Annotated in this window: 13 protein-coding genes; 7 read left to right on the top strand and 6 right to left on the bottom strand. The window is 44.3% G+C overall.

Annotated features, from left to right (window positions below; genetic code table 11):
* Position 1: 1 nt before the first annotated feature.
* Complete coding sequence (locus G343_RS0113865) at positions 2-610, bottom strand: YktB family protein (protein ID WP_020008766.1); 609 nt, start codon at positions 608-610, stop codon at positions 2-4.
* Between the two features lie 77 nt (positions 611-687).
* On the opposite strand from G343_RS0113865, the gene G343_RS0113860 reads away from it, so the two are divergent.
* Positions 688-1,503, top strand: a complete 816-nt coding sequence (locus tag G343_RS0113860; protein WP_020008765.1) for an inositol monophosphatase family protein — start codon at positions 688-690, stop codon at positions 1,501-1,503.
* Here G343_RS0113860 and G343_RS15505 read toward each other — a convergent pair.
* From G343_RS15505 to G343_RS0113845, 3 genes are all read right to left on the bottom strand, one after another.
* Positions 1,488-1,781, bottom strand: a complete 294-nt coding sequence (locus G343_RS15505; RefSeq protein ID WP_156823643.1) for a hypothetical protein — start codon at positions 1,779-1,781, stop codon at positions 1,488-1,490. The genes G343_RS0113860 and G343_RS15505 overlap by 16 nt on opposite strands.
* Before the next feature lie 26 nt (positions 1,782-1,807).
* Positions 1,808-2,371: a hypothetical protein gene (locus G343_RS0113850; RefSeq protein WP_020008763.1), complete on the bottom strand. Its 564-nt coding sequence runs from the start codon at positions 2,369-2,371 to the stop codon at positions 1,808-1,810.
* A gap of 166 nt (positions 2,372-2,537) precedes the next feature.
* Positions 2,538-2,729, bottom strand: a complete 192-nt coding sequence (locus tag G343_RS0113845) for a DUF5325 family protein (protein ID WP_020008762.1) — start codon at positions 2,727-2,729, stop codon at positions 2,538-2,540.
* Positions 2,730-2,889: 160 nt separating this feature from the next.
* Here G343_RS0113845 and typA point away from each other — a divergent pair, with 160 nt between their 5' ends.
* Positions 2,890-4,731, top strand: a complete 1,842-nt coding sequence (typA, locus tag G343_RS0113840; protein ID WP_020008761.1) for a translational GTPase TypA — start codon at positions 2,890-2,892, stop codon at positions 4,729-4,731.
* 24 nt (positions 4,732-4,755) lie between these two features.
* Positions 4,756-5,088 carry a YlaH-like family protein gene (locus G343_RS0113835; RefSeq protein WP_020008760.1) on the top strand — a complete coding sequence of 111 codons (333 nt, stop codon included), beginning with the start codon at positions 4,756-4,758 and terminating at the stop codon, positions 5,086-5,088.
* A gap of 72 nt (positions 5,089-5,160) precedes the next feature.
* Here G343_RS0113835 and G343_RS0113830 read toward each other — a convergent pair whose 3' ends face one another.
* Positions 5,161-5,643 (bottom strand): hypothetical protein, encoded by a 483-nt coding sequence (locus tag G343_RS0113830; protein ID WP_020008759.1) that lies wholly within the window; start codon positions 5,641-5,643, stop codon positions 5,161-5,163.
* A 148-nt stretch (positions 5,644-5,791) separates the two neighbouring features.
* Here G343_RS0113830 and G343_RS0113825 point away from each other — a divergent pair, with 148 nt between their 5' ends.
* The 3 genes from G343_RS0113825 to G343_RS0113815 all read left to right on the top strand — a co-directional run bounded on the left by G343_RS0113825 (position 5,792) and on the right by G343_RS0113815 (position 10,902).
* Entirely contained in the window at positions 5,792-6,079 is a 288-nt protein-coding gene (locus G343_RS0113825; protein WP_020008758.1) for an Fpa/YlaN family protein, read from the top strand.
* A gap of 39 nt (positions 6,080-6,118) precedes the next feature.
* Positions 6,119-7,309: an FtsW/RodA/SpoVE family cell cycle protein gene (locus G343_RS0113820; RefSeq protein ID WP_020008757.1), complete on the top strand. Its 1,191-nt coding sequence runs from the start codon at positions 6,119-6,121 to the stop codon at positions 7,307-7,309.
* Positions 7,310-7,467: 158 nt separating this feature from the next.
* Positions 7,468-10,902 carry a pyruvate carboxylase gene (locus G343_RS0113815; protein ID WP_020008756.1) on the top strand — a complete coding sequence of 1,145 codons (3,435 nt, stop codon included), beginning with the start codon at positions 7,468-7,470 and terminating at the stop codon, positions 10,900-10,902.
* Between the two features lie 40 nt (positions 10,903-10,942).
* Here the strand turns inward: G343_RS0113815 and G343_RS0113810 are convergent, their stop codons facing one another.
* Complete coding sequence (locus G343_RS0113810; protein WP_020008755.1) at positions 10,943-11,842, bottom strand: COX15/CtaA family protein; 900 nt, start codon at positions 11,840-11,842, stop codon at positions 10,943-10,945.
* Positions 11,843-12,154: 312 nt separating this feature from the next.
* Here G343_RS0113810 and cyoE point away from each other — a divergent pair, with 312 nt between their 5' ends.
* Entirely contained in the window at positions 12,155-13,072 is a 918-nt protein-coding gene (gene cyoE, locus G343_RS0113805; RefSeq protein ID WP_020008754.1) for a heme o synthase, read from the top strand.
* Positions 13,073-13,086: the final 14 nt, after the last annotated feature.

Raw genomic sequence — 13,086 nt, 5'->3', positions numbered from 1 at the left:
TTCAGTACAGCTTGACAAGATGGGTCATTACGGTTTCAAGGTCTTTGATGAATGCCTCATCACTTTGAAGTGCCGGGTCATCGGGCAGGTACACTTTACCGATGAGAAATTCCCCTTTCTTGACATTCTTCAGCCGGACGAGACCATCTTCCAGGTTCTTATCGCTCATCTCATTAAGCGGGGTTTTTTCAGGTTTCATATGGTTCAGGGATACATGATAATCCTGCGGAAAGCTGTGGAACAGATCGAAGTTTTCAAGCCATCTGTCGGCGGCTGCCTTTTTATCCGTTGATTCGTATATGGCACCATACATGCAAAATGCATGGTCATTGAACAAGCCGATCTGGAAATGCGGCATCATTTTATATCCTCGTGGATTTGTGCTGAAACTCACCCAGGAATCATCCGGCGGATTTGTTGTTCTGCGCGCATGTCTGGCTACATGGGCGAACTGCTCATCGCCTGTTAATTCGGTTAAAAATTCACTGAAGTGTGTACCGAGATTTTCAAGTTTGGGACGTGTATTGTCTATTAGTGCCTCCATTCTTGGTCCCAGTCCGTCAATATCAAATACTTTAAAATCAGTGTTTGTAAAATGGTATTGTGACATATTGCTGCTCCTTTCAAAACATTACTTATATGATAGAATAACTATTGACTGCAATCAAACATTTGAGGTGGACAATTATGGAAATTTACGAGTTTGGTAAACATCTGATCAATGAAGCGGGTCATTTCATTCGTCGCCGCATGGTGCATGATTTTGAGGTGGATTCGAAATTGAATCCCAATGACCTTGTCACCGATGTCGACAAGGAAACCGAAACATTCATCTTTGACAGAATATCACAGAAGTATCCGGAACATAGAATTCTCGGGGAAGAGGGTCATGGGACTGATATTGTTGATACAGATGGCTTTCTCTGGATTGTCGACCCGATAGACGGCACGTTGAATTTTGTACATCAGGGGGAAAATTTCGCCGTTTCCATCGGTGTGTATAAGGATGGCATGCCGTATTGCGGATTCATTCTGGATGTAATGAATGATACACTTTATCACGCCCGTCCAGACAATGGCGCATTCAAAGATGATGTCCGGCTCAAGCCAATGGAAAAAACAAAACTGAAAAAATCGCTTGTCACCCTCAATCCGAATTGGGTTGTCAAAGCGCAGATCAGTGCCCCTTTCACTGAAGTCGTAAAGAAGGCGAGAAGCACACGCTCCTATGGGTCAGCAGCGCTGGATCTGGTACATACAGCTACAGGCCTGGTCAGTGCCGCACTTTTTTTCAGGCTTCATCCATGGGACTTTGCAGCGGGCATGATCCTCATTTCGGAAGCGGGCGGACGGACGACCAACCTTCTTGGTGAAGAAATCGATATTATACGAAAAGATAGTATTCTCGCAGGAAATCCAGCGATTCATGAAGAACTGAAAGGATACTTCACAGCGGATGATTCATTCATCAGTCATCACAGGAAAGTTCATGGTGAAAAATAGTAGCTTCGCTTTTTGTCTCCCAGTCTTGTAAAATTGGTTTTCATAATTTTTTGGAGTGTGTATTCAGAGATGTTCACCCGGAGATGATCCTTAATCAGACGCCTCTTATATATTTCTCCGGGCTTGACGATGTCGACTGCCTCAAAATATTTAATGATCATATCTTCCAATCCGCTGATGTCTCCGCAGTCCGTACAAACAACGATATGTCCCCCGACCGCTTCTACATTGAACTGATGACATTTTGTACACTTCAGCCCATGTCTGATTTTGTTCACGTTAATATTAAACACGTGACTATAGTTTAAAAGTTTGTAGTAACCGGGGGATAATGCTTTTTTTTGATTACTGCAGAATGTTCAATCGCTTTCAAATAATAATCGAGGTTTCGCCTGTTAAGAAATTTTTCACTTTTACTCCCTGTTAAACTGAATTTTTCATTCATTACGACATATTTCAGTATAACCGGTCTCTGGTATTTACCATCATCAATCAGCTGATCGCGGAAGATCTCATAAATCCTGTCGCTTCGGTTTAAGTCGAGCACAGCCTCATGGCTGCTGTCACACAGAATATTGAACGAATTGATGTAATGCTCTCCATGGAGATCTCGAAGCACGAACATGTAATAGCAGTAGTCTGTTGCAATTAGTACATTGACGAGTTCATAGCGGCTGTCGACAAGCACTTCAGAATGCCAGTGTATCTCCATATTGCCGGTTTTTATTTTCGACAGATGCGATTCAAATTCTTTTTCCAGTTTCTCCATGCGCTGCAGTGCTTCCAGTTCTTCTGCTTCATCTTCAGAGAAGGGCAGTCGGTTATAGAGGAATTCGTACACTTTCAACTTCTCATTTTTCTCTCTCATCATTTTCACTCCCAAAGTTTTAATATCTTTATTTTACGTGGAAATGAATTTTTTACAAAATGCAACAATAAATTAAATGCAATAGAAAATAAGCGGATAATGAAAATCTGCGTTGAGATTTCCATTATCCGCTTTCAGTTTGAACAGCTATCTAATTTTTGTATAGTCAGAGCCATCCGTTCTCCCTGTACTTTTTCTTCAAGGTGAAACCGACGCCGAATATCGCGATAAATATCAGAACAGTAAGACCTGCGAATATCGGCATGCCTTCAGCGACGAATACTGAAAAAGCGATTAGCATCAGTATAGCCAGAACAGCGAGAACGGCAAATATCGCTTTGGATTTTTTCTGTGCCATGTTTACACGGTCCTTTCGAAAGGATTACTGTGGTAATTGTATCATAGAACTGAGGGAAACCACAGTGTATGTAATTCGGCAAAGGTATAATTTAATACTATTTTATGTTATAATAGTACAGTTATGAATTAGAGACTCTAAATATGAAGGGAAAGTCCTGATGAAATTAAGAAATGATATTCGCAATATAGCGATAATTGCACACGTGGACCACGGCAAGACCACACTCGTAGACGAACTGCTCAAGCAGTCCGGTATATTCAGGGAAAATGAGCATGTTGCAGAACGTGCGATGGACTCGAATGATATAGAGCGGGAGCGTGGGATTACAATACTGGCGAAAAATACAGCAATTGATTATAAAGATACAAGGATAAACATCCTTGATACACCGGGACACGCTGATTTTGGCGGTGAAGTGGAACGTATCATGAAAATGGTGGACGGGGTGATCCTTGTTGTCGATGCACATGAAGGGGCAATGCCGCAGACACGCTTTGTTCTGAAAAAAGCGCTGGATCAGGATTTAAAGCCTCTTGTAGTCGTCAATAAAATCGATAAGGACACAGCAAGGACAGAAGAAGTCGTCGATGAGATTCTGGAGTTATTCATCGAGCTTGATGCAGATGATGAACAGCTTGAATTTCCTGTCGCTTATGCTTCAGCAGTCAACGGTACAGCAAGCCTTGATCCAAATAAACAGGATGAAAATATGCAGTCCATCTATGAAATGGTGGTTGGAAATGTGCCAGCACCGATAGATAACCGGGATGAACCGCTGCAGTTCCAGATTGCTCTGCTTGACTATAACGACTATGTAGGGCGTATTGGCGTCGGCCGTGTATTCCGCGGTGAAATCAACGTCGGTGATCATGTATCACTGATGAAAAAAGATGGCTCGATTAAGAACTTCAGAGTGACGAACATGTTCGGATATTTCGGTTTAAACCGTGTGGAGATTCAAAATGCGAAAGCCGGCGATCTGATTGCGCTCAGCGGCATGGAGGACATCAATGTCGGAGAGACAGTAACCCCTTACGACCATCAGGAGGCACTGCCGATACTGCACATCGATGAACCAACATTGCAGATGACATTCTCAGTGAACAACTCCCCGTTTGCCGGGCGTGAAGGCAAATATGTGACGGCCCGTCAGATTGAGGAGCGGCTGGCCCAGCAACTGGAAACGGACGTATCACTGCGTGTCGATCCAACAGATCAGCCGGATGCCTGGAAAGTATCCGGCCGCGGAGAGCTGCATCTTTCAGTCCTGATTGAAAACATGAGACGTGAAGGTTATGAATTGCAGGTTTCCAAACCTGAAGTGATCGTCAAGAAAATCGACGGTGTCAAATGTGAGCCGTATGAAAGTGTCCAGGTCGATGTGCCCGAGGAATATGCCGGCAATGTCATTGAATCCATGGGACAGCGGAAAGGTGAAATGACTGATATGGGGAATAATGGCAATGGCCAGAGCCGCATCCATTTCATGATTCCTTCCAGAGGGCTCATCGGTTACAGAACAGAGTTCATGTCAATGACGCACGGTTATGGTATCATCAATAATACGTTTGAAGATTTCCGCCCGATATTCAAAGGCAGAATTGGCGGGCGCCGTAACGGTGTGCTCGTCTCCATAGACAAGGGTGCAGCTTCCTCCTATGCTATCATGCAGCTTGAGGGCCGCGGAGAAAACTTCATGGAACCGGGCACTGAAGTGTATGAAGGGATGATTGTCGGTGAAAATTCACGTGACAATGACCTTACAGTCAACATTACAAAAGTGAAGGCTCAGAACAATATCCGTTCAGCAACCAAAGAACAGACGACAACGATGAAAAAACCAAGGATTCTGACATTGGAAGAAGCACTGGAATTTATCAACGAAGACGAGCTTGTGGAAGCCACGCCTGAAAAAGTGCGTCTCAGGAAAAGTATTCTTGCTAAAAATGAAAGGGAAAAGGCACAAAAACAAGAAAAGATAAAATCGGAAGTGGAGTGAGTGTAGGTGAACTTTCCAATCTTGATGAATGTCAACGTCACTGAACGCTTGACGTTCTTCGGCAGGGTCTTTGGCCTGGATAACAATCCGGAGGCAGGCATGTGGTATTTATATATCACGATATTCATATTGTGCATCGTCGTGTACAACCTGGGTTTTGCGAGAAAGATAAAATTCTGGCAGAACATTATCATTTATATCGTAATGTTTGCCGGATGTATCATATTGACATTCTTTGGTGCATTCCTGCCGATTGCGGAAAGTCTCATCGTTGCAGCTGTTGTTCTGGCGCTTTACCGCTACAGGCTGCATAAGGAGCGTAAGGCTGGTAAGATCAGCACTTCACCTGATAAATAATAAGTAGACCCTGATGCTCATGACAAAAGAAAAGAAGGCGAACCTTTTTGGGTTCGCCTTCTTTTTATCTTTCTAATCGAATTTAATACCGCTCACATGCTCCAGACGTTGTTGGACCTGGCCGTTTTCAATCAGCAGGACATCGATCATTCCATCATCATACATTCTCTGTCCCTCATTGGAAAATTGCGCGAAGATTTTACTGCGATCCCTGTAGGGCAGGATGGTGGAGTCTTCATCGTGACTGAATGTGATCACTGCCTCTTCTCCGCGTTCCGGTTCTGTGTATTCCAAAAATGGGGCCATGCAAATGACGAATGTACCTTCAAGCATCTGTTTTTTATTGTATTTCTTTTCTGTTTTGAGCGTCGGCGGCTTTGTACTGCCTTCCATAATCTCACGGTTCCACTCTGATGAATCGTCAAAATGGATTTCCTCACTGTCGGATTGTGCAGCGAGGAGTTTATCCAGATCTTCTTTGCGGTCATCGAATATCCATGCTGATGGATCTAATGTAATCTGATAGTGTACATTTCCCAGTATCTGTATAATCATAATCTTCTCTCCTTATTTTATAAGTATAACAGATACATATATTGAAAAGAAATGATGTTTGTGTATTTCATCGGTTCTGTAATTGCTTGCTTTTTTAGCGTTTGTGATATAGAATTTTAGTGAAAGATCTAAGAAAGGGGATAGTTTCGTGTCCAAAAATGAAGAATTGAGTAAACAGGCATATGAGCAGCTGGAGAAGGACGCGGAGAAGATTGTTCAGCTCATAGAAGTGCAGATGGACAATTTAACGATGCCCCAATGTCCGGTCTATGAAGAGGTTTTAGATACACAAATGTTTGGCTTGTCGAAGGAAGTACATTTCGCGGCCAGGCTCGGTTTAATAGATCCAGAAGTTGGGCATGAGCTTTTGGAGCGTCTGGAGCAGGAAGTATCAAAGGTCCATGAAGCATATATGAGAGATGAGAATAGAGTCTAAAGAGTAATATCTTTAGACTTTTTTAAATGAGGGATCAGGTTGCGGTACATCAAAGACTTTTTTAAATACGTTAAAGATTATTCAAAATACGTGGATTTTACCATAGTCATTACATATGTACTCCTGAGCTTGATCGGTCTGGTAATGATCTACAGCGCGAGTATGGTGATGGCCACAAGGACAGAAGATATAACAGGCGGTAATTCGGAGCATTATTATATCAGGCAGCTGTTATTCATAGCGCTGGGATTTGCAATAGTTTTTTTCATGGCATATTTCATGTCAGGTGAATTCCTGAGGAATAAATACTTCCAGATCCTCGGGACTGCAATCATCCTTGTTCTTCTTGTATATACTACCTTTTTCGGTTATGAGGTCAATGGGGAGCGGAACTGGATACGTGCAGCCGGATTCAACTTCCAGACATCCGAATTTTTCAAAATCATGACCATACTCTATCTGGCTTATATTTATGACCGCAAGAAGAACAAACTTAAGGAATTGGAATGGGGGCATCTGGCTCCGATCGGTTTCATCGGTATCGGTACGGTGCTCGTACTGTCAAATGATTTTGGTACCGGTCTTATCTTATCCGGTATCATCGCCGGCATCTTCATCTACTCGGGCATTCCGATGAAATTCCTGGCCAAGATGGCAGGGGCGCTTGCAGTTGCAGGCGGTGCCGTCGGTGTCGTCATCTATATGATTAAGGGAAGTATCCTGTCTCCGCACCAGCAGGCACGAATCGAAACCTTTCTGCATCCATTCAATGATCCGACAGGTACGGGGTACCAGCTGACCAATGCCCTTGTCTCCATTTCCCATGGCGGCATCTTCGGCAACGGGCTCGGCAACGGTGTGATGAAACTCGGATATCTGCCGGAACCTCATACGGATTTCATTTTCGCTGTCCTTGCTGAAGAGCTCGGACTGGTCGGTGTGTTTGCTATTCTTGCGCTTTACCTCGTCATCATTATAAAAGCGTTAAGATATGCAGCGATATCTCAAGATATGTTTTACCGTCTGGTGTGCATGGGAGTAGCTATTTATGTCACGTTCCAAGTGTTCGTGAACCTCGGCGGCATTTCGAAGCTGATTCCTCTGACAGGAGTCCCTTTGCCTCTTTTGAGCTACGGCGGGTCTTCGTTCTTAAGTATTTCAATTGCTGTCGGTCTCCTGATCATTGCTGCAAAACATGTTAAAAAAGAAAAAATTCAAAACGAAGCATAATTATAAATTTCCCGGTGTCGGACATAAATGATGCCGGGTTTTTCAAATCGATACATGCAAACGTTTTCATTTGTAATATGTTACAAAACGCTTGCTGCTGTATTGTGTATTTTCTGAATATTTATTATACTTGGTAATTATAAAGAAGGGGGAAAGACATGAATAGAATAAGCAAACTGATGGTAGCAAACCGCGGTGAGATTGCAATCCGCATTTTCCGTGCGTGTACTGAACTGGATATCACGACTGTTGCAATTTACAGTAATGAAGATAAAGGCGCCTTACACAGATACAAAGCGGATGAAGCTTATCTGGTCGGTGAAGATCTTTCTCCGACTGAAAGCTATCTGGATATCGAATCCGTCCTCAAAGTTGCCAAAGATGCTGATGTCGATGCTATACATCCAGGGTACGGTTTCCTGAGTGAAAATAAGGAATTTGCCAAAAGATGTGAAGAGGAAGGCATTGTCTTTGTCGGCCCGGAACTCCGTCATCTGGATATGTTCGGAGATAAGGTCAAGGCGCGTGAAACTGCTTTATCCACTGGTCTGCCCGTGATCCCGGGGACTGACAGTGCGGTTGAATCCTTTGAGGAAGCAGAAGCGTTCATCGCTCAGCACGGTTACCCAATCATTATTAAAGCGATTTCCGGCGGCGGCGGAAAGGGCATGCGCATCGTCAATGATGATGATGATCTGCGCGACAGTTTTGACAGGGCGAAAAGTGAAGCGCAAAAGTCCTTTGGCAATGCCGAAGTTTATCTGGAAAAATATGTAGATAATCCGAAGCATATTGAGGTCCAGGTCATCGGAGACCATGCAGGCAATGTCGTTCATCTGTACGAGCGTGACTGCTCGGTGCAGAGGCGTCATCAGAAAGTGGTCGAAGTGGCGCCCTCTGTAGGAATAACAGATGATCTTCGTATGAGGATTTGTGACGCTGCAAAAGAAATGGCTGAGAAAGTGGGGTATATCAACGCAGGTACGGTGGAGTTCCTGGCTTCAGGCGATGATTTTTATTTCATAGAAGTGAACCCGAGAGTCCAGGTTGAACATACAATCACTGAAATGGTTACCGGCGTCGATATCGTCAAGACACAGATCCAGATTGCCGACGGCAGCCCGCTGTTCGGCGGGGTCATTAATATGCCTGTACAGGAAGATATTCCGCTGATGGGATACGCAGTGCAGTGCCGGATTACAACTGAAGATCCTCTGAATGACTTTATGCCGGATACAGGAGAAATCATGGCCTACCGTTCAAGCGGCGGATTCGGTGTGCGTACAGATGCAGGGGATGGATTCCAGGGTGCGGTCATTTCACCGTACTACGATTCGCTGCTTGTAAAACTGTCGACACACGGGCTGTCATATAAGGAAGCAAATGAAAAAATGCTGCGCAGCCTTAAAGAGATGCGGATCCGCGGGATAAAGACCAATCTGCAGTTCCTGGTCAATGTCATTACCGATGAACATTTCCGAAAAGGGGATTATTCCACTAAGTTCATCGACACGACACCTTCATTATTTGAATTTGAAAAACCGAGAGACAGGGGAACTAAAACACTCGAATATATTTCAACAATTACGATTAATGGCTTCCCAGGAGTGGACCAGCGCGAAAAGCCGGTATTTGAAAAACCCCGGATGCCGGAATTTAAACCCGAAATCAGGGAGGGGACCAAGCAGATTCTTGAAAAAGAGGGACCCGAAGGGGTTGCGAAATGGCTGAAGTCACAAGATGATGCACTCATTACAGATACGACGATGCGGGATGCCCACCAGTCTTTATTGACAACACGTATGCGTACGTATGACATGAAGAAGATTGCACCGTATACTGCCCACGATCTAAGCGATGCGTTTTCACTGGAGATGTGGGGCGGGGCAACATTTGACGTGGCCTATAATTTCTTGAAAGAGGACCCCTGGAGAAGGCTCCAGGTCCTGAGGGAAGAAATTCCGAACGTCATGTTCCAGATGCTGCTGCGGGCATCCAATGCAGTCGGCTATAAAAATTATCCGGATAATGTCGTTGAAAAATTTGTGGCTGAGAGTGCTGAAGCGGGGATCGATGTCTTCAGGATCTTCGATTCATTAAACTGGGTAGAAGCGATGAAGCAGCCGATCGAATCGGTGCTGAAAACAGGTAAAATGGCTGAAGGGGCAATCTGTTATACCGGCGATATCCTGAACCCGGAACGTTCCAATGTGTATACGCTGGATTATTATAAAAAAATGGCCAAAGAACTCGAGTCTCTCGGTGTCCATATACTTGCCATCAAGGATATGGCAGGGCTGCTCAAACCTGAGGCGGCATATGAGCTGATCGGTGAACTCAAGGAGACTGTTGATATTCCGGTCCACCTCCACAGCCATGATACGAGCGGCAACGGTATCATGATGTACAATAAAGCGATTGAAGCAGGGGCGGATGTTGTGGATACTGCATTGGGCGCTTTGAGCGGATTAACATCCCAGCCGAGTGCAAACAGCCTTTATTATGCCCAGACAGGCCAGCCCAGACAGATCCGTGCGGATATTGACGGTCTTGAGCGATTGAGCGAATATTGGGAAGATGTGCGCAAATACTACGTTGATTTTGAAAGTGACATCAAGAGTCCGCACACTGAAATCTACGAGCATGAAATGCCCGGCGGACAATACTCCAACCTGCTCAGTCAGGCAAAATCGATGGGGCTTGGCGACCGTTACGGTGAAGTTAAGAAAATGTACAAGCGTGTAAATATGATGTTTGGTGATATTGTGAAGGTGACACCATCATCAAAAGTGGTCGGTGATATGGCACTCTTCATGGTTCAAAATGACCTGGATGAGGACACTGTCATCACAAGGGCGCCACATCTCGATTTTCCGGATTCAGTCGTCAGCTTCTTCAAAGGTGAAATCGGCAGACCTGCAACAGGCTTTGATGAAGAATTGCAGAGTGCAGTGCTGAAAGGTGCAGAGCCACTGACGGAACGTGCAGGGGCAGTGCTTGAACCGGTGGACTTTGATGCGCTCAAAGAAGAGATGGCGGAGTTCTGTGAAACAGAAGTATCCGATAAGGAAGTGCTGTCATACGCACTTTATCCCAAAGTGTATAAATCGTTCGTTAAAAGTCAGCAGGCCTTCGGAAACGTGGAGGTATTCGATACACCGACATTCCTGTTTGGCATGAGAAAGAATGAAATCCTTGAAATTGAAATAGATAAAGGAAAGACTCTGATTGTCAACCTGCTGTCGATTGGCCATGTTCACGAGGACGGTCATCGCTGGATGTACTTCGAACTGAACGGTTTCCCAAGAAAGGTTTATATCAAAGATGAGAATGTTGAATCGAAAGTAGCCAGGCTGAAAAAAGCCGATCCCGCTGAGATTGGTGAAGTAGGTGCTCAAATGCCGGGCACTGTGAGCACGGTCAAATATAAAGCGGGCGAGTCATTTAAAAAGGGCGACGTAATCATTATTACTGAAGCGATGAAGATGGAAAACTCGGTGAAAGCACCGTTTGACGGTACTGTATCGGAAGTATTCGTTGATCCGGGTGATGCTGTTGAGTCCATGGATCTTATGATGAAAGTGGAAAAATAGACCATAAAAATGCCTTTCCCGAATGGGAAAGGCATTAAATTTATCTGTATTTTGATCTGGATAACAGCATGATGAAGTAGCATAATAAGCCGAACAGCAGTGTTATGAACAGAGCGTGCAGCAGCGCAATGAAAATATTCACCATAGTGAAGACTGAGAGCATACCGGTCAGCGCCTGTAATAATACAAGTGTGAATGCAAGGATCCAACCGTATTTTATCACTCTGTAATGGCTGTAATGCCGGATTGCGTGAATCATGATGATGAGAATCCAAACGATGACCAGACCTGCTAGAAAGCGGTGGCCCATCTGAACCCATTCATGGAAGTTCGTCGGCATTATCTGTCCCGGCTGACAGTGCGGCCAGTTCATGCAGGCAAGCGAAGACTCCGTGTGCCTGACAAGTGCACCGCTGTAAACGACGATATAGATGTATATTGTCAGGAAGATTGTATTGTATCTCAGGAATGGTCCGAACACAATTTTGCTGGCCTCAAACTTTGTATCCACTTCAAAAATCAGCAGGGTGAGCAGAAATACTGCTGCAAAACATATTAATGAAATGCCAAAATGAGCGGCAAGTACATAGTCATTCTGCCCCCACAAGACGGCAGCTGCACCGAGTAGAGCCTGTCCGAATATAAAAGAGAGGCTCATTATGACCAGGAATTTAGTTTCCCGTTTATGAGGTATCAGCTTAAGTGCCATATAGGCTAATACAAGCAGTAAGATTATTGCTATGCCGGATACGCCCCTGTGGGCAATCTCTATAATCGTTTCAATCGGCCATTCTGACGGTAAAATCTGTCCGTGACAGAGCGGCCAGGACTGACCACAGCCGTCGGCTGAACCTGATTTTGTCACCAGTGCCCCGCCGACTTGAACAAAGGCCATCATTATTGTTGTTACCGCAGCCACAATTTTTAGGTTTCTATACATTGGTAACACCTCTATAATCCTAATACTGTAAGTGTTCACAGTTGTTTAATATATATGAAAGAACCGCCAGGTGCAATCAATATTATTCTGAAATGCCCTTAACAATTCTGGAATATATGGTAAAATCGATATGTGGTATAAAACAACTAACCCCATTATAAATCAGATTTATTATTTCAATATGGGATATTAATGAAGAATTTTTGAACAATATAAAATGTAAACATTTTATTTAATAAATGTATAGTAAATGTGACTCGTTTAATTTATTATTAAATATAAATGTGTTATTTGGTGAAAGGAGGCGTATGGATGCAAAATGATGTATATGGTAATGTGCATCATGAAGAGACGGGAATAACTCTTAAAGCGGTAAAGACCCTGGTCAAGGACGGGATCATCAAATCCAATCTGATTCCGGCATTTGCTGCAGGGTTTTTGGCAGTGATGTATTATGGACACTCTTTTTTTGCCAATGTTCCGTTATTACTCGTCATGGTTGTTGCCACAGCACTTGTTATAGGCGGTGTCGCGGCACTTAACAATTACTATGACAGAGATATTGATTCATTAATGGCATCGAAATTGGCCCGGCCCAGTATTGATGGTACGTTCACGGGGAAACAGATACTGGCTGTAGGCTTTATATGCCTGGTCGCCGGTGAAATGCTGCTTTATGCCGTCAACCCAACTGCCGGGACCCTCGGGCTGATAGCTGCCTTTGCCTATGTAGTGGTTTACTCTATGTTTGCTAAAAGACACCTGGTTGCAAACACTATTATTGGCGCCATTCCCGGAGCGATGCCGCCTTTAATCGGCTGGTCCGTCATCGAGCCCAGCCTTCATGTGCTTGCCTGGGCGATGTTCATCGTCATGTTCTTGTGGCAGCCACCGCATTTTTATGCGCTGGCGATCAAGCGCAGTGAAGAGTACAGCATGGCCGGTGTACCTATGCTTCCTTCAGTAAAAGGGAATCACCGCACGAGAAAATCCATTGTGTTTTGGGTGGCATTGCTCACTTTGACTCCATTGATGATGGCAGAACTGGGGACATGGTTTGTACTGAGTGCAATCCTGCTAAATGCGCTTTGGCTGGTTACAGCTCTTAATAAGTTCCGTCATGTTGAAGATGATAATCGCTATGCCGGGCGGGTATTTATCTTTTCACTGAATTACATGGTTATATTCTTTGTAATGATTATTGTCGCCGGTCTGTTGTGGAATTTCTAAAGCATAAGAATGAA

This window comes from Salinicoccus albus DSM 19776 (assembly GCF_000385175.1).
Taxonomy (GTDB): Bacteria; Bacillota; Bacilli; order Staphylococcales; family Salinicoccaceae; genus Salinicoccus; species Salinicoccus albus.
Note: the sequence above shows the minus strand (reverse complement) of the source record. Positions and strands in the feature narration are given on the sequence as shown.